The organism is Rhodoferax sp. LS1R11, assembly GCF_056521395.1.
Genome location: NZ_JBWMAW010000008.1, coordinates 140,508 through 156,298, shown reverse-complemented (window position 1 = coordinate 156,298; position 15,791 = coordinate 140,508). Strand labels below are relative to the sequence as shown.

At 63.7% G+C, this 15,791-nt stretch carries 14 protein-coding genes and 2 riboswitches; of the genes, 12 read left to right on the top strand and 2 right to left on the bottom strand.

Annotated elements, in window-relative coordinates; translation table 11 throughout:
• Window positions 1-76 precede the first annotated feature (76 nt).
• Window positions 77-1,207 (top strand): acyl-CoA dehydrogenase family protein, encoded by a 1,131-nt coding sequence (locus AC097N_RS11710; protein ID WP_479581195.1) that lies wholly within the window; start codon window positions 77-79, stop codon window positions 1,205-1,207.
• A gap of 16 nt (window positions 1,208-1,223) precedes the next feature.
• Here AC097N_RS11710 and AC097N_RS11705 read toward each other — a convergent pair whose 3' ends face one another.
• Entirely contained in the window at window positions 1,224-2,492 is a 1,269-nt protein-coding gene (locus AC097N_RS11705) for a D-amino acid dehydrogenase (RefSeq protein WP_479581194.1), read from the bottom strand.
• A gap of 54 nt (window positions 2,493-2,546) precedes the next feature.
• Window positions 2,547-2,659: riboswitch (glycine riboswitch) on the bottom strand.
• A riboswitch (glycine riboswitch) is annotated at window positions 2,660-2,759 on the bottom strand.
• Window positions 2,760-2,833: 74 nt separating this feature from the next.
• Here AC097N_RS11705 and AC097N_RS11700 point away from each other — a divergent pair.
• The 3 genes from AC097N_RS11700 (at window position 2,834) to AC097N_RS11690 (ending at window position 5,386) form a co-directional block, all read left to right on the top strand.
• Complete coding sequence (locus tag AC097N_RS11700) at window positions 2,834-3,256, top strand: rhodanese-like domain-containing protein (protein ID WP_479581193.1); 423 nt, start codon at window positions 2,834-2,836, stop codon at window positions 3,254-3,256.
• 13 nt (window positions 3,257-3,269) lie between these two features.
• A complete protein-coding gene (locus tag AC097N_RS11695; RefSeq protein ID WP_479581192.1) occupies window positions 3,270-4,661 on the top strand; it encodes a patatin-like phospholipase family protein in 1,392 nt (463 codons plus the stop codon).
• Between the two features lie 65 nt (window positions 4,662-4,726).
• Window positions 4,727-5,386: an HAD family hydrolase gene (locus tag AC097N_RS11690; protein WP_479581191.1), complete on the top strand. Its 660-nt coding sequence runs from the start codon at window positions 4,727-4,729 to the stop codon at window positions 5,384-5,386.
• Between the two features lie 541 nt (window positions 5,387-5,927).
• Here the strand turns inward: AC097N_RS11690 and AC097N_RS11685 are convergent.
• Entirely contained in the window at window positions 5,928-6,974 is a 1,047-nt protein-coding gene (locus tag AC097N_RS11685) for an AraC family transcriptional regulator ligand-binding domain-containing protein (RefSeq protein WP_479581190.1), read from the bottom strand.
• A gap of 133 nt (window positions 6,975-7,107) precedes the next feature.
• Between AC097N_RS11685 and AC097N_RS11680 the strand changes: the two genes are divergently transcribed.
• The 8 genes from AC097N_RS11680 to AC097N_RS11645 are packed head-to-tail and all read left to right on the top strand — an operon-like array spanning window position 7,108 to window position 15,780.
• Window positions 7,108-8,730 carry a carboxyl transferase domain-containing protein gene (locus AC097N_RS11680; protein WP_479581189.1) on the top strand — a complete coding sequence of 541 codons (1,623 nt, stop codon included), beginning with the start codon at window positions 7,108-7,110 and terminating at the stop codon, window positions 8,728-8,730.
• 21 nt (window positions 8,731-8,751) lie between these two features.
• On the top strand, window positions 8,752-9,768 hold the full coding sequence (locus tag AC097N_RS11675) for a DUF4410 domain-containing protein (protein WP_479581188.1): 1,017 nt from the start codon (window positions 8,752-8,754) through the stop codon (window positions 9,766-9,768).
• 20 nt (window positions 9,769-9,788) lie between these two features.
• The gene (locus tag AC097N_RS11670) at window positions 9,789-10,466 is read left to right on the top strand and encodes a DUF4126 domain-containing protein (RefSeq protein WP_479581187.1); all 678 of its coding nucleotides are present in this window, start codon (window positions 9,789-9,791) and stop codon (window positions 10,464-10,466) included.
• 7 nt (window positions 10,467-10,473) lie between these two features.
• Entirely contained in the window at window positions 10,474-12,495 is a 2,022-nt protein-coding gene (locus AC097N_RS11665) for an ATP-binding protein (protein ID WP_479581186.1), read from the top strand.
• A gap of 52 nt (window positions 12,496-12,547) precedes the next feature.
• Complete coding sequence (locus AC097N_RS11660; protein ID WP_479581185.1) at window positions 12,548-13,468, top strand: 2-hydroxyacid dehydrogenase; 921 nt, start codon at window positions 12,548-12,550, stop codon at window positions 13,466-13,468.
• Between the two features lie 35 nt (window positions 13,469-13,503).
• Window positions 13,504-14,412: a hydroxymethylglutaryl-CoA lyase gene (locus tag AC097N_RS11655; RefSeq protein WP_479581184.1), complete on the top strand. Its 909-nt coding sequence runs from the start codon at window positions 13,504-13,506 to the stop codon at window positions 14,410-14,412.
• A 1-nt stretch (window position 14,413) separates the two neighbouring features.
• On the top strand, window positions 14,414-15,151 hold the full coding sequence (locus AC097N_RS11650; protein WP_479581183.1) for a YbaK/EbsC family protein: 738 nt from the start codon (window positions 14,414-14,416) through the stop codon (window positions 15,149-15,151).
• Window positions 15,148-15,780, top strand: coding sequence for a DsbA family protein (locus tag AC097N_RS11645; RefSeq protein ID WP_479581182.1), 633 nt, complete (start codon window positions 15,148-15,150; stop codon window positions 15,778-15,780). Before AC097N_RS11650 ends, AC097N_RS11645 begins: the two co-directional genes overlap by 4 nt.
• Window positions 15,781-15,791 lie beyond the last annotated feature (11 nt).

Here is a 15,791-nt window from a genome sequence, read left to right as displayed (position 1 = left end):
GCTGCTAGCGCACGTTGTATCTGGGCTAGCGCCCGATTTCTTATAAATTTTGAACGGATGCCCTCGGGCCTGACCCATGTTGCTGACCCCAGACCAGGAAATGATCCGCGACGCCGTGCGCGATTTTGCCCAAGCGGAGTTGTGGCCGAACGCCGCGAAGTGGGACAAGGAACATCATTTTCCCAAGGCGGCCCACCAGGGCCTGGCCCAGTTGGGCGCCTACGGCATTTGCGTGCCCGAGGAGTTCGGTGGCGCCAACATGGACTACCTGACGGTGGCCCTGGTGCTGGAGGAAATCGCCGCCGGTGACGGCGGCACCAGTACCGCCATCAGCGTGACCAACTGCCCGGTCAACGCCATCCTGATGCGTTATGGCAACGCAGCGCAGAAGAAGCAGTGGCTGACCCCGCTGGCCCAGGGCCAGATGCTGGGCGCCTTCTGCCTGACCGAGCCGCATGTGGGCTCCGATGCCTCCAGCCTGCGCACCACGGCGGTCAAGGACGGTGACGAATACGTCATCAACGGCGTCAAGCAGTTCATCACCAGCGGCAAAAATGGCGATGTAGCCATCGTCATTGCCGTGACCGACAAGGGCGCGGGCAAGAAGGGCATGAGTGCTTTTCTGGTGCCCACCCACGCGCCGGGCTACGTGGTGGCGCGGCTGGAAGACAAGCTCGGCCAGCACAGCAGCGACACCGCGCAGATCAATTTTGACAACTGCCGCATCCCCGCCGAAAACCTGATTGGGGCGGAAGGCGAGGGGTACCGAATCGCGCTGGGTGCCTTGGAGGGCGGGCGCATCGGCATTGCCGCGCAAAGTGTGGGCATGGCGCGCAGCGCCTTTGAGGTGGCGCTGGCCTACGCCAAGGAGCGCCAGAGCTTTGGCACGGCCATCTTCAACCACCAGGCGGTCGGTTTCAGGTTGGCCGACTGCGCGACGCAGTTGGAAGCGGCGCGCCAGCTCATCTGGCACGCCGCCGCGCTGCGGGACGCGGGGCGTCCGTGCCTCAAAGAAGCCGCCATGGCCAAGCTGTTTGCCAGCGAGATAGCCGAGAAGGTTTGCAGCGTCGCCATCCAGACGCTGGGCGGCTACGGCTACGTGAGCGACTTTCCGGTCGAGCGCATTTACCGCGACGTGCGCGTGTGCCAGATTTACGAAGGCACCAGCGACGTGCAGAAAATCATCATCCAGCGCGCGCTGGCCTGACCCGCCTGCCGGTGACTCAGGCCGAGACCGGCGTGCGGCCGGGCAGGGAGGCGGGCAGTGCCTTGGCGCCCAGGCTGTTGTCCACCAGGTTGCCAATCATGTCGGCCGTCATGGCCGAGAGTGTCCAGCCCAGATGGCCGTGGCCGGTGTTGTAAAACACACAGGGCGAACGGCCCCGCCCCACGCGCGGCAGCATGTTGGGCATCATGGGGCGCAGACCGGCCCAGGGCACCACACTGTCGGTGCGTACCCCCGGAAAACATTGCTGCACCCATTCCACCAGCGGGCGAATGCGGTCGGCGCGAATGTCGCGGTTCATGCCGTTGAACTCGGCCGTGCCCGCCACGCGCAGGCGGTCCTGCCCCAGGCGGCTGGTCACCAGCTTGGTGGCGTCGTCCAGCAAACTCACCATCGGGGCCGAGGTCTGGCTTTGCGCGTCCAGCAGATTGACGGTGATGGAATAACCCTTGACCGGGTAGATGTTGACCCGGTCGCCCAGTTGCGCGGCCAACGCGCGGCTGGCCGTGCCTGCGCACACCACCACGCCGTCAAACACCAGCGTGTCGGCGTGGGCGCCGTCCCCGGTGGTCAGGGTGACCTGCTTGCCATCGCTGCGCACCGAGCGGATGTCCTGGCCATACAGCGTGCGCACACCCAGCCGCTCTGCCGCAGCGGCCAGCCCGGCGGTGAATTTGTGAATATCACCCGTGGAGTCGCTGGGCGTGAAATAGCCACCGTAGTACTCGCCAGCCAGTGTGGGTTCAATGGCGCGCATTTCGGCAGGCGTGACCGCCTGGCGTTGCAGGCCGCCTTTGGCCAGCATCTGCGACACCTTGCCCGCGTGGTCAAAGCCGGCCTTGTCGCGGTAGATGTGCAGAATGCCTTCGCGTTGGTGGTCAAAGTCGATGCCTTCCTGTGCCGCCCAGGCAAACAGGTGATCGCGCGCCGCCATCGACAGGCGCACCGTCTCGATGGTGTTTTTCTCGTAGTGCGGCATGGCGGCAATGAACTCGGCAAACCACGATATCTTGTGCCAGCTGGGCTTGGGGTTCACCAGCAGGGGCGCGTCATGGGTGAGCATCCACTTGAGGCCTTTGACAATCGTGGACCAGTGGTTCCAGACCTCGGCGTTGGAGGCCGAGAGTTGTCCGCCGTTGGCAAATGAGGTTTCCATCGCGGCATAGCGGTGTTTCTCAAACAGGGTGACCGTAAAACCACGCCTGGCCAACGCATACGCGGTGGTGATGCCCGTGATGCCACCGCCGATAACAGCTATTTTTTTCATGAGGAAGATCCAAAAAAGAGTCGGGGGTTGGGACGGCGTCGGACATTCGACACCGTCGCCCCCTCTGTTTTGGACCTGAGAGATTCACACCCCGTCCGTGGACGGTGGGCGCTTGCTCCTGCGGTGGACCGGAAGACTAGCTCCGGTCACTCTTCAGAGTGTTTGCTGAACTGATACCGGTTCTTGTGCCTGAGAGATTCCGGGGCGGTTGCTCCTTCGGCGCTTGTATGCAGGGAGACTGCTTCAAGACTCTCCCGATATCATGGACGGGATTATGTCACTGCGGCGGTGGCCCTCGCTGGTCAGCCCATTTTTTCCATCGCGACAACCAGGAGCACCCCATGCCCATCACCAAAGGCTACCAGCAACTCGTCGATGAGGCCATGGCCCAGGTCACGACCTATTCGGTGCCCGAGGTTCAGGCCCGCCTGAACGACCCCAGGACGCAGATCGTGGATATCCGTGACATCCGTGAACTGGCCGAGGGCACCGTGGTGGGCGCTTTTCATGCGCCGCGCGGCATGCTCGAATTCTGGGTGGACCCGGCCTCGCCGTACCACAAGCCCTTGTTCGCCGACGAGTCCAAAGAGTTCATCCTGTTCTGCGGCGCGGGCTGGCGCAGCGCTCTGGCGACCAAAGCCTTGCAGGACATGGGCATGACCAACGTGGCGCACGTTGACGGTGGGTATGCCGAGTGGGTCAAACAGGGCGCCCCCACCGAAACGCTTGAAGCCCAAAAGGCCCGGCGCCAAACCAAACCCTGAGGCGGGGCGGGCCATGGGAATTGACGTGTTGATGCGTCCGGTGCGCTGCGGCATGGCGGCGGCAGCGGTCGCCCTGCTCGGGGCGTGTTCCAGTTTGCACCCCTGGCAAAACCTGCCGATGCAGCCGCAGGCGCGTGCGTTGCCAGCCGCGCCGCCGGATGCCCCGGCGGCCGACGAGCGCTCGATGGTGATGGTGGTCACCATGTCGGGCGGCGGTGCGCGTGCTGCGGCGTTTGGCTACGGCGTGCTCGATGCCTTGCGCCAGACGCGGGTACGCTGGCATGAGCGCGAATTTGCGCTGCTCGACGAGCTGGACGTCATCAGTGGCGTCTCGGGCGGCAGCATCATTGCGGCCTACTACGCGGCTTTTGGCGAGAAGACCTTCTCGACTTTCGAGTCTGCCTACCTGCGGCAAAACTTCCAGAACACGCTCATCAACGACATGCTGCACCCTGGCCGCCTGCATGACCTGTCGTCGCCCTGGTTTGGCCGCAGCAACCTGCTCGCGCAGCGGCTGGACGCGCTGTATGAAGGCAAGACCTTCGGTGATCTGGGCACCCGCGCCGGCCAGCCGCGCCTGCTGATTTCGGCCACCGACCTGTCGCTGGGCTCCAGCTTTGAGTTCACCTGGAACCAGTTTGCGCTGATTTGCTCGGACCTGGCCAGTGTGCCGCTGTCGTTTGCCGTGGCCGCTTCGTCCGCGGTGCCGATCGCGCTGAGCCCGATGACCCTGAAAAACCACAACGCCAACTGCCCGAGCCCTCCGCGGGAGGTTGCCGGTTCGTCCACCAGCGACTACCGCGTGCGCTTGCTCAAAGACAACCAGCGCACCTACCTGGATGCCAAAGTCCGCCCCTACATCCACCTGGTGGATGGTGGCCTGGCCGACAACCTGGGCCTGCGCAGCCTGCTGGACCGCTCGCTGGCCGACGGCGGCATCCGCGACAGCGTGCGGCGCTCGTCCAAAATCGCCATCGAAAAGCTGGTGATCATTGCGGTGAATGCCGAGCGCGACCCGTCCGAGCGCATTGATGACAGCGACACCGTGCCCCGCACCTCGCAGGTGGTGGATGCGCTGCTGTTTGGCTCCGGCGCGCGGGCCACACAGGAAACGCTGGGTCTGCTGAGCGACACCGCTCAAGCGTGGCGGCGTGAACTGCGCCGCGCCACGGCCGACGGCGCCGATTCGTTTGCGCCGGAGGCCCAGATTCATGTGGTCAACGTCAACCTGCGGGATGCGCCCGAGCCGCTGGGGCGCCGCGGGCTGCTCCAGATTCCCACGGCGTTCTCCATTCCGGGTGCGGACGTGAGCCGTCTGATTGAGGCGGGGAGCAACATCCTGCAGCAGTCCCCCGAATTCAAGGCACTGGTGCAGTCCCTGGGCGGCGAGCGACCAGCACCCTGAAGTCATTTGTCCAATATTTTTAACAAAAACGGGCTGTAGCCCATATGGAACTTGCGGAGCATGCTATGAAATTTGAAGCAATCCTGTTTGACTGTGATGGCGTGCTGGTGGACAGCGAGCCCATTGTCAATGCCGTCCTGCGTGACATGCTGGAGGAGCGCGGCTGGGCCATGACAGCGCCGGAGTGCATGCGCTTCTTTGTCGGCAAGTCGGTGCGTGACGAGCGCGTGGCGATTGAAGCGCACACCGGCCAGCCGCTCACCGACGCGTGGATGCAGCTCTTTTACACCCGCCGCAACCATGAGTTAACGCAGCGCCTGGAGATCATCGCGGGCGCCGACGCGGCCGTGCAGGCGGCGCACCGCCACACCGGCCAGCGCATTGCCTGCGCCTCGGGGGCGGACCGGTTCAAGGTGGAAATGCAGCTGACCCAGGTGGGTTTGATGGCGTTCTTCACCGGTCGGGTGTTCAGCGGCCACGAGATGCCACGCTCCAAACCTGCGCCCGACGTCTACCTGGCCGCCGCGCGTCACCTGAATGCGCCAGGCCACCAGTGCCTGGTGATCGAGGACACCACGGTGGGCACCACGGCCGGCGTGGCGGCGGGCGCCACGGTGTGGGCGTACTGCCCGATTCCGGCGAATGGGCCTGCGCTGTTGGCGGCCGGCGCGGCTCAATTGTTCGGCCATATGGGTGACTTGCCTGCCTTGCTGGCCGCTCTTTGACCGAGTGCCTGTTTGGCAGGCACCGTGTTGCAGCCCGCGCCAGATCAGGCTTTGGCGGGTTGTCCCGGCGCTGGTACACAAACTTATCCACAGAAGCTGTGCATGAGAAAAGAAATGCTTTCATCACTGCGCCATGGGGCCAGGCAGCTTCTTTGTATTTTCAAATTGGTTTGAAAAAATAGGTCTTGGGCCCGGTTTCAAGCGAACTTTCTGTTATGTAAATAGAGCTTGAAAGCACTTGTTTTGTGACTTATACCTGCTGCCTATTTAGTAGGCACTGCGTTGAAAGCACTGCCAGATGGGGAATTGGCTTGTTTTCCCTGCGGTGCTCCACAAAGTTATCCACAAAACATGTGCATGAACTTTTTTTCAACTCATTTGCCCTCGCCATGGACCCCTGCCTGTTTCGCAGGCACCGTGCTGCAGGCCGCGCCAGACAAGGCTTTGGCACGGTTGTTCCGGGGCTGCTGCACAAAGTTATCCACAAAATTTGTGCAGTGTCGGGTGGGCGAGTTGTGCTAGGGCGCGGGAGGGAAATGACTCAACCCAAGCGCCGGAACTCCGCCGGAGACTTTCCTGTCCAGCTCTTGAACGCCCGGATAAAACTTTTTTCATTCTGAAACCCCGCCGCCTGCGCCACTTGTTTGACCGGCCGTGCGGTACGCAGCAGCAACTCGCGCGCACGGCTCTGGCGCACGTCGTCTTTCAGCGCCTGCAGGGAGGCGCCTTCGTCTTTCAACTGGCGGTGCAGGGTGCGGGGCGACACATGCAGCAGGGTGGCCAGGTCGTCGGCGCTGTGGGTGTCCGCCGGGTGGGCCACCAGCGCCTGGCGCACGCGCTGCACCAGCAGGCGGTCGCGCCGGTACTGGCGCACGGTCAACGGCAGGGCGCGTTGCAGCATCTGCTGCAACGCGTGTTCGTCGCGCCGCAGTGGCAAGGCCAGGTAGCGCGCATCGAAGCAGATGCCTGCCGGTGAGGTGTCAAACGCGGTGGGGCTGGAGAACAGCACGCCGTACACCTCGGCGTGGGGCGGTGCGGCATACGGAAACTGCGCGCTTTTCAGCGGGATGCGTGAGTCAATCAGCCAGCAGGCCACGCCATGGACGTTGCGCAGCACCGAGACCAGGCAAAACTCGCGCAGGGTGCCCAAGTCGCGGTGCTCGGTGATGGCCAGCCTGGCCTGGTCGCCGGTCACGCTGAGTTGGCAGGTGATGTCGTCGGCAATCAGCCGGTGGTGGCGGCACCAGCGTTGCAGCGCCACGCCCAGCGTGGGCGCGCTGATGGAGGCGCGCACCAGCATGCCGTAGCTGCCCCAGGGCAGGCGGCGGCTGAACCAGCCCAGCGCCTCGTCGTCCAACTCCTGCATGGCGGCACCGGAGATGCGTTCCATTTGCGCGGCGGTGATGCGCGATGCCGGATTCATCAGGCTGGGTGGCGTGATTTGTGCCAGCGCGAGGGCCTGTTCAGGGCTTTTTCCCTGACGTGCATAGGCCTCCATAATGGCGCCCACAAATGCAATGGGTGTCGCGGCAATGCCCGTTGGGTCACGGATGGTCGTGTTGAGGGAGGCAGGTGTGGACGTTGGCATGGCTCAGAGTATCTTTCCATATGGCACGATTTGCAACCTGTGAGGCATCCGGAAATTCCCTGGCGCTTCTATGCTTCGGGGTACACAATGGCGCACCAACCCGCTGCCGTTATTGAACTTCAGAGAGAACCCCATGTCCGTTCTTGATACCAAACTCAACGCCCGCTCTGCCGATTTCCAGGCCAATGCCACCGCCATGCAGGCGCTGGTAGATGACCTCAACGTCCAGATTGCCAAGGTGGCCTTGGGTGGCGGCGACGCCGCCCGCGCCAAGCACACCGGTCGCGGCAAGCTGTTGCCGCGGGACCGGGTGCAGATGCTGCTGGACCCCGGCACGCCGTTTCTGGAGCTGTCGCCGTTGGCTGCCATGGGCATGTACCCCGACCGTGATGGCTCCGACAGCGCGCCCTGCGCGGGTGTCATTGTGGGCATTGGCCGGGTGAGCGGCGTGGACTGCATGATTGTGTGCAACGACGCCACGGTCAAAGGCGGCACTTACTACCCGCTCACGGTCAAGAAGCACTTGCGGGCGCAAGAGGTGGCGCAGCAAAACCGCCTGCCCTGTATCTACCTGGTGGACTCGGGCGGTGCCAATTTGCCGAACCAGGACGAGGTGTTTCCGGACCGCGACCATTTCGGACGCATCTTCTTCAACCAGGCCACCATGAGTGCCGAGGGCATCTCGCAGATTGCCGTGGTGATGGGCAGTTGCACGGCCGGTGGTGCCTACGTGCCCGCCATGAGCGATGAGACCATCATCGTCAAGAACCAGGGCACGATTTTTCTGGGCGGTCCGCCGCTGGTGAAGGCCGCCACGGGGGAGGTGGTCACGGCCGAAGACCTGGGCGGTGGTGATGTGCACACGCGCCTGTCCGGCGTGGCCGATCACCTGGCGCAGAGCGACCTGCACGCCTTGGCGCTGGCGCGGCAAGCAGTGTCGCATTTGAACCAAAAGAAGGTGCTGGCGCCCGCTGTACAAGCGCCTGTTGCTCCTAAATTTGCAGCAGAGGAGTTGTACGGCGTGATTCCGGTCGACACTCGCAAACCGTTTGATGTGCGCGAGATCATTGCCCGCATCGTGGACGAGTCCGAGTTCCACGAGTTCAAGCCGCGTTATGGCGCCACGCTGGTGACCGGCTTTGCCCATATTGAGGGTATGCCGGTGGGCATCATCGCCAACAACGGCATTTTGTTCAGCGAGTCGGCCCTGAAGGGTGCGCACTTCATCGAGCTGTGCTGCCAGCGCAAGATTCCGCTGGTTTTTTTGCAGAACATCACCGGCTTCATGGTCGGGCGCAAGTACGAGAACGAAGGCATTGCGCGCAACGGCGCCAAGATGGTGACCGCCGTGGCCACCGCAGCAGTGCCGAAGTTCACCATCATCATTGGCGGCAGCTTTGGCGCGGGCAACTACGGCATGTGCGGCCGTGCCTTCAGCCCCCGTTTCTTGTGGATGTGGCCCAACGCCCGCATCTCGGTCATGGGCGGCGAGCAGGCGGCCAGCGTGCTGGCCACCGTCAAGCGCGACGGCATTGAGCTCAAGGGAGGCGCCTGGAGCATCGAGGAAGAAGAAGCCTTCAAGGCGCCGATTCGCCGCCAGTACGAAGAGCAAGGCCACCCCTATTTCGCCACCGCCCGCCTGTGGGACGACGGCGTGATCGACCCCGCGGACACCCGCCGCGTGCTGGCGCTGGGCTTGAGTGCATCGCTCAATGCGCCGATCCCGGAAACGAAGTTTGGTGTGTTTAGGATGTAGTCCTTTTCAAAGGGGAATTCAATGCGGGTATTGCTGATCACGCTGGCTTGGCTGGCTGCTGTGGGGTTGAGTGGATGTGCGGGTACCGTACAGCGCGACGCGGGTAGCGCTAACGGGCATGCCAAACTGGTGGGTGCGAGCTACAGCATGATGGAGCTGGTGATGACCGATCAAGCCCGGCGGTTGCAGGTCGACAATCCGCAATTCAATGCACAGGAGTTGGCCGGGTACTTGCAGCGCCGTCTGGACGGCAACGGTTTGTTGAAATCAGACGCCGCGTACAAAGTCAATGTGACGATTGATGAATTTCGGGTTCGCTCCGCTGTCAGTGCGGTGCTTTTCGGCGTCATGGCGGGCACGGACTCCATCGATGGGCATGTGCAGGTTCTGGATGCGCGGGGGCGAACCCTGCATTCGTTCAAGATCAGTGCTTCTTACGGCCTGGGCGGTTGGGGTGGCGGTCAGGATGGCACGCGCATGACCTGGCTTTATGACAAATTCGCCGAGTTGACCGTGAGTGAGTTGATGGGGTCGACCAGTGCAGCGAATGTGTCGAAAACCAAGGCCCCGGCCCGGTTGGCGGCTCCTGCGGCGCCGATCATGATTTCCGCGGATGCGCCGCTCCCCCAAAGCGCGCCGAGAGTCGCCGTGGTCGGTGCATCCGCACTACCCCTCGCATTGGCCAGTCCATCTGCACCGGTCGGTTACACGGCCTCGGGATTTGCCAATATTGACGACGTTGACGCCATCCCCTACCTGGGTGACAAGGGCCGGGCGGCTTACCGTGAATGGCTGACCAAACCAACGCCCCGCGCATTTGCGGTGTCGACGAATGGCTTTTTTGGGCATGCCTGGAGTCTGAAACCGGCGGATCAGACCTTGCCCACGGACCCCACTGAGCGGGTCTTGGTGTCGTGTGAAAAAGCGGCCAAACAAGCTTGCAAGCTTTACGCCGTCAATGGTGCCGTCGTCTGGGTGAAAGCGCCTGTCAATGCCGCTTTGACCAGCGTGCGGGCTGTGACGCCTGTCGCGCAATAGGCGAGTTGTCGCACGTCATCATGGACACCTTGCTTCAATTCTGGCAATCCCTCTCCAGCGCGGCGCAGGGCAGCGCGCACGGCCTGGACATGGCCCAACTGCTGGCCTTGGCTGGCGTGTTGGGATGGGCCAGTGGTTTGCGGCTGTATGCCGTGGTGTTCATGACCGGGCTGGCCGGTTGGCTGGGCTGGCTGCCCTTGCCGCCGGGCTTGTCGGTGTTGCAGCACCCGGCCGTGCTGTTGGGCAGCGGTTTCATGCTGTTCATCGAGTTTTTTGCCGACAAGATACCCGGGCTGGATTCCTTGTGGGACCTGGTGCACTCGGTCATTCGCGTGCCGGGCGGTGCCGCGTTGGCGGCCGGTGTTTTTGGGGCGGACAACGCCACCCTGGGCTTGGTGGCGGGGCTGCTGGGCGGCTCGCTGGCGGCCACGTCGTACGCCATCAAGGTCAGCACGCGGGCGGCGGTCAACACCTCGCCCGAGCCGTTCTCCAATATTCTGGTCAGCCTGTTGGAAGACGGGCTGGTCGTGGCGGCCCTGTGGCTGGCCACCCAGCATCCGCTTGCTTTTGGCATCGCGCTGGCCATCGTTCTGGTCATCAGCATCGCCTTGCTGGTGGTGCTGATGAGGTTTTTCAAAGCGCTGCTGCGTCGCATCAGGGCTTGGTTTGGCGGCACGCAATTGACTCAACTCAGGTAGACACAACATGTTCAACAAAATCCTCATTGCCAACCGGGGCGAGATCGCCTGTCGCGTGGCAGCCACGGCCCGGCGCCTGGCCATCAAAACCGTGGCGGTGTACTCCGATGCGGATGCCAACGCCAAACACGTGAGCGTGTGTGACGAGGCGGTCTACATTGGCGGCAGTGCGCCCAAAGACAGTTACCTGCGCTGGGAAAAAATCATTGCTGCGGCCCAGGCCACGGGCGCGCAGGCGGTTCATCCCGGGTATGGTTTCTTGAGCGAAAACGTCGAGTTTGCGCAAGCCTGCGCGGACGCCGGTCTGGTGTTCATCGGCCCGCTGCCGTCCAGCATCCAGGCCATGGGGCTCAAGGCCGAGTCCAAACGGTTGATGAACCTGGCGGGCGTGCCGCTGGTGCCGGGTTACCACGGGGAGGACCAGGACCCGGCACTGCTGCAGCGCGAGGCCGACAGCATCGGTTATCCGGTCCTGATCAAAGCCAGCGCGGGCGGCGGCGGCAAAGGCATGCGGGCGGTGGACCGGTCGGAAGACTTTGCCGCCGCGCTGGCCAGTTGCCAGCGCGAGGCCATCAACAGCTTTGGCGATGACGCGGTGCTGATCGAGAAATATGTGCAGCGTCCGCGCCACATCGAGATTCAGGTGTTTGGCGACACCTTGGGCAACTACGTGTACCTGTTTGAGCGCGATTGCTCGGTGCAGCGCCGCCATCAGAAGGTGCTGGAAGAAGCGCCCGCGCCGGGCATGACGCCCGCGTTTCGCAAAGAGATGGGCGAGGCCGCGGTGGCGGCGGCCCGGGCCGTCAACTACGTCGGCGCGGGCACGGTGGAGTTCATCGTCGAGCAAAAGCCGGATGGCTCGATGATCTTTTTCTTCATGGAGATGAACACCCGGCTGCAGGTGGAGCACCCCGTGACCGAGGCCATCACCGGGCAGGATCTGGTGGAGTGGCAACTGCGCGTGGCGTCGGGCGAGCCGCTCCCGTTGGCGCAGGACCAGCTCAAGATCACCGGCCACGCCATCGAGGCGCGCATTTGCGCCGAAAGCCCGGACAACAACTTTTTGCCCGCCACCGGCACCCTGCATGTGTACGGCTTGCCGGACTGCGTGACCTTTGCGCGCAACAGCGGCGGCGTGCGCGTGGACTCTGGCGTGCGCGAGGGGGATCCGATCTCGCCGTTTTACGACTCCATGGTGGCCAAGCTGATCGTGCATGGCGACACGCGCGAGCAAGCCCTCTCAAGGCTGGACACGGCACTGGCCCAAACGCACATCGTGGGGCTCAACACCAACGTGCAGTTCTTGCGCAATGTGGTGCAGAGCCGCTCGTTTGCGCAGGCCGATCTCGATACCGGGCTGATTCCGCGGGAAGAGGCCGTGCTGTTCAAGCAGGAAAAAGTCGGTTTGAGCCTGGCCGTGGCCGGGGCCATTGCCCACACGCTGCTGCAGGAACAGGCGGAAGAAGCCCAGGTGGGCAGCCGCGTGGTGTGGCTGGACCCGTGGGCACGACGCGATGGCTGGCGCTCACACGGACCCAGCACCCGCCGGTTTGACTACGAGTTTCAGGGCGTGGTGCACGTGGTGCAAATGACCACGCTGCACGACGGCGCGTTGCAACTGGACGTGGCGGGAGAACCGGCGGTGTTCTCGTTTGGCCCGGCGACCCCGGGGATTGACGTGCGCCTGGGATCACAGCGCCAGATTGTGAATGTTTATATCAATGGGGCTGTAGCCCATGTATTCACTGCGCAAGGCGCTACACAAATAGTAGCAATTGATGCGCTCGCCCATGCCGGGGATGCGCAGGTCGAAGGTGGCCGCCTGACGGCGCCGATGCCGGGCAAGGTGGTGTCGTTTGCCGTGAAGGCGGGCGACAAGGTCACCAAAGGCCAGGCGCTGGCCGTGATGGACGCCATGAAGATGGAGCACACCATTGCCGCGCCCATGGACGGCGTGGTGGCCGAGTTGCTCTACGCGCCTGGTGACCAGGTGACCGAAGGGGCGGAGTTGCTCAAGCTGGTGGCCTGAGGCTCGCCTTGACAGCGATGCGCGCCGTAGAGTCCGTGTACGCTTGGCGCCCATGAAAATCACTTTTTGTTGTACCGACACCCAGGCCGATCCGTGGCTGGCGGGCCTGCGCGCCGCTTTGCCCGCTGCCCGGGTGGACCTCTGGCAACCCGGCGCATCGCCCGCCGACCATGCCGTGGTGTGGGCGCCGCCCCAGCAGTTTTTTGACGAACAGCCGCAACTCAAAGGGGTGTTCAACATCGGGGCCGGGGTGGACGCGCTGCTGAAGCTGCGTCTGCCGCAGCACGCCACGGTGGTGCGGCTCGATGATGCGGGCATGTCGGTGCAAATGGCCGAGTACGTGTGCCACGCCGTCATCCGTCACTTCCGCGAGTTTGACGGCTACGAGGCCGACATGAAGGTGGGCAAATGGTCGTACCGCAAGCCGCGCAGCCGGGCCGCTTTTGCGGTGGGCGTGATGGGGCTGGGCGTGCTGGGCGAGCGGGTGGCGAAGGCGCTGGGCGTGTTCGAGTTTCCGGTCAATGGCTGGAGCCGCAGCGCCAAAACGCTGGCGGGTGTCCGCGGTTTTGCGGGCGCAGCGCAGTTCAACGACTTTCTGGCCGCCAGCCGCGTGCTGGTCAACCTGCTGCCGCTCACGCCCGACACCCAGGGCATCATGAACCGCGAGACCCTGTCACGCCTGCAGCCGGGGGGCTTTGTGATCAACGTGGCCCGCGGTGCGCACCTGGTGGACGAGGACCTGATCGCCCTGATTGACAGCGGCCATCTGGCGGGCGCCACGCTGGACGTGTTTCGCACTGAGCCGCTGCCTGCCGCGCATCCGTTCTGGCTGCATCCCCACATCACGATCACGCCGCACACCTCGGCGCGCACCTTGCGCGAAGAAAGCATTGCCCAGATCGCGGGCAAGATCGGCGCGCTGCAACGCGGCGAGCCGATTGCCGGTATCGTGGACCCCCTGCGTGGCTATTGAACCTCGCCACCATTGCATACTTGAAGGAACCCTGGATGAGCCTCCCCACCCGAGTCAAACTGGTCGATGTCGGCCCGCGCGACGGCCTGCAGAATGAAAAACAGGCGGTCCCCGCCGCCATCAAGATCGAGCTGGTGCACCGCCTGCAGGACGCAGGCCTCACCGAGATTGAGGTCACCAGTTTTGTGTCGCCCAAATGGGTGCCGCAAATGGCCGACAACGCCGAGGTAATGGCCGGTATCCAGCGCAAAGCCGGCGTGCGCTACTCGGTGCTCACGCCCAACCTGCAGGGGTTTGAGGCGGCGCTGAAGTCACAGCCCGATGAGATCGTGGTGTTTGGCGCGGCCAGCGAGGCTTTCAGCCAGCGCAACATCAACTGCTCGATCGCCGAGAGCATCGAGCGTTTTGCGCCTGTGGTGCAGGCGGCCCGCGCAGCCGGTATCTATGTGCGCGGCGCCATGTCCTGCACGGTGGGTTGCCCCTATGAGGGCGAGATTGCACCCGAGCGGGTGGGTTATCTGGCCGGGCTCATGAAGGGTATTGGCGTGCAGCATGTGGGCGTGGCCGACACCATTGGCGTGGGCACCCCGCTCAAGGTGCAACGCGCGCTGGAAGCGACGCTGCAGCACTTTGAACTGGCCGATGTGTCGGGCCATTTTCACGACACCTACGGCCAGGCGCTGGCCAACACCCTCATCAGCCTGCAGATGGGCGTGTGGCAGTTTGACACCTCGGTGGCGGGTCTGGGCGGCTGCCCGTACGCCAAGGGCGCCACCGGCAATGTGGCGACCGAAGACGTGGTCTACCTGCTGCAGGGCATGGGCATCGACACCGGCATTGACCTGGACAAGCTGATTGACGCGGGCCAGTTCATCAGCAACTTTCTGGGGCGCAAGCCCAACTCCCGGGCGGCCACGGCCATCCTCAACAAACGGGCATCCTGACATGTGTGGTGCCGAACTCAAACCCCTGCCGGACGGCGTGCAGCGCGTCGTCGCCGTTTTGCAGGCGCAAGGGCATCCCCACACGCCGGTGATGCTGGACGACGCGGCCCGCACCGCCCGGCAGGCGGCTGACGCCCTGGGCGTGGCGCTGGGGCAAATCGCCAAGAGCATCATCTTTCGCCGCAAGTCGGACGACGCGGCCGTGCTGGTCGTGACCTCCGGCGATTTGCGCGTGGACGAGAAAAAAGTGGCCGCATTGGTCGGGCCCTTGGGCCGGGCCGACGCCGCGTTTGTGAAAGAAAAAACCGGGTTTTCAATTGGTGGCGTGCCGCCTGTGGCCCATACCTCAAAGTCGGTCACCCTGATCGACCAGCAGTTGTTTCGTTTTGACGAAATTTGGGCCGCAGCGGGCCACCCGCACAGCGTGTTCCAGCTCCATCCGCAACAGTTGGCGCAACTCTCGGGCGCACCGGTGGTGGATGTGGTGGAACTCGCCCCGGAGGAGTTGTCTGAGACTGCTGCTGAATTGATAGCTGCTCGCGCACGGCTGGCGGGGGCTGCAGCCCATAATGTGCCATCACCCTGTATCTCGGTGTGTCGCATGGACCCGGTCACCCAGCTGTGCGAAGGCTGTTTTCGCACCATTGACGAGATTGGTCAGTGGAGTGGGGCGAGTGACGCCACCAAGCGCGCACTGTGGGTTCAGATTGGCCAGCGGGCGAGCCGGAGTACCGCATGAAACACATCACCTTTTACCTGGATTTCATCTCTCCCTACGCGCATCTGGCGTTTGAGAAACTGCCCGAGGCCTTGATGGGCCACAGCTACAGCGTGACCTACAAGCCCATTCTGTTTGCGGCGCTGCTCAAGCACCACGGGCAACTCGGCCCGGCTGAAATGCCCTCCAAGCGCGACTGGACTTACCGCCAGGTGCTGTGGCAGGCGCACACCCACGAGGTTGAGCTGCAGATGCCCGCGAGCCATCCTTTCAATCCACTCGGACTCCTGCGCCTGGCAGTGGCCAGCAACCCGCAGGGCCAGCCCAATCGCTACGTGTGCGAAACCCTGCTGCGTCATGTGTGGCATGGCGGGCTGGACGCGGCCGACCCGGCCCGCCTGCAGACCCTGACCGAGCAACTGGCGCCCGCCCGGTCGCCCCAGGACGAGTCGGTCAAGGCCCAGCTCAAAGCCCACACCGATGAGGCCATCGCGCTCGGTGTGTTTGGCGTGCCCACCCTGGTGGTGGATGGCAAGCTGTTCTGGGGCTTTGATGCCCTGCCGATGCTGCAGGCTTATCTGTCGGGCGACCCCTGGTTCGACACGCAATGGGACGCGCCTGCAAGCGTGGCGCAAGGCATCCGGCGTTGAATCTGATGATC

Bases quoted from the DNA above. Each gene is read 5' to 3' on its own strand.
- AC097N_RS11645 (WP_479581182.1), top strand. From the start codon at position 15,148: ATGAAACACATCACCTTTTACCTGGATTTCATCTCTCCCTACGCGCAT.
- AC097N_RS11705 (WP_479581194.1), bottom strand. From the start codon at position 2,492: ATGAAAAAAATAGCTGTTATCGGCGGTGGCATCACGGGCATCACCACC.
- AC097N_RS11690 (WP_479581191.1), top strand. From the start codon at position 4,727: ATGAAATTTGAAGCAATCCTGTTTGACTGTGATGGCGTGCTGGTGGAC.
- AC097N_RS11700 (WP_479581193.1), top strand. From the start codon at position 2,834: ATGCCCATCACCAAAGGCTACCAGCAACTCGTCGATGAGGCCATGGCC.
- AC097N_RS11695 (WP_479581192.1), top strand. From the start codon at position 3,270: ATGGGAATTGACGTGTTGATGCGTCCGGTGCGCTGCGGCATGGCGGCG.
- AC097N_RS11650 (WP_479581183.1), top strand. From the start codon at position 14,414: ATGTGTGGTGCCGAACTCAAACCCCTGCCGGACGGCGTGCAGCGCGTC.
- AC097N_RS11670 (WP_479581187.1), top strand. From the start codon at position 9,789: ATGGACACCTTGCTTCAATTCTGGCAATCCCTCTCCAGCGCGGCGCAG.
- AC097N_RS11655 (WP_479581184.1), top strand. From the start codon at position 13,504: ATGAGCCTCCCCACCCGAGTCAAACTGGTCGATGTCGGCCCGCGCGAC.
- AC097N_RS11685 (WP_479581190.1), bottom strand. From the start codon at position 6,974: ATGCCAACGTCCACACCTGCCTCCCTCAACACGACCATCCGTGACCCA.
- AC097N_RS11680 (WP_479581189.1), top strand. From the start codon at position 7,108: ATGTCCGTTCTTGATACCAAACTCAACGCCCGCTCTGCCGATTTCCAG.
- AC097N_RS11660 (WP_479581185.1), top strand. From the start codon at position 12,548: ATGAAAATCACTTTTTGTTGTACCGACACCCAGGCCGATCCGTGGCTG.
- AC097N_RS11675 (WP_479581188.1), top strand. From the start codon at position 8,752: ATGCGGGTATTGCTGATCACGCTGGCTTGGCTGGCTGCTGTGGGGTTG.
- AC097N_RS11665 (WP_479581186.1), top strand. From the start codon at position 10,474: ATGTTCAACAAAATCCTCATTGCCAACCGGGGCGAGATCGCCTGTCGC.
- AC097N_RS11710 (WP_479581195.1), top strand. From the start codon at position 77: ATGTTGCTGACCCCAGACCAGGAAATGATCCGCGACGCCGTGCGCGAT.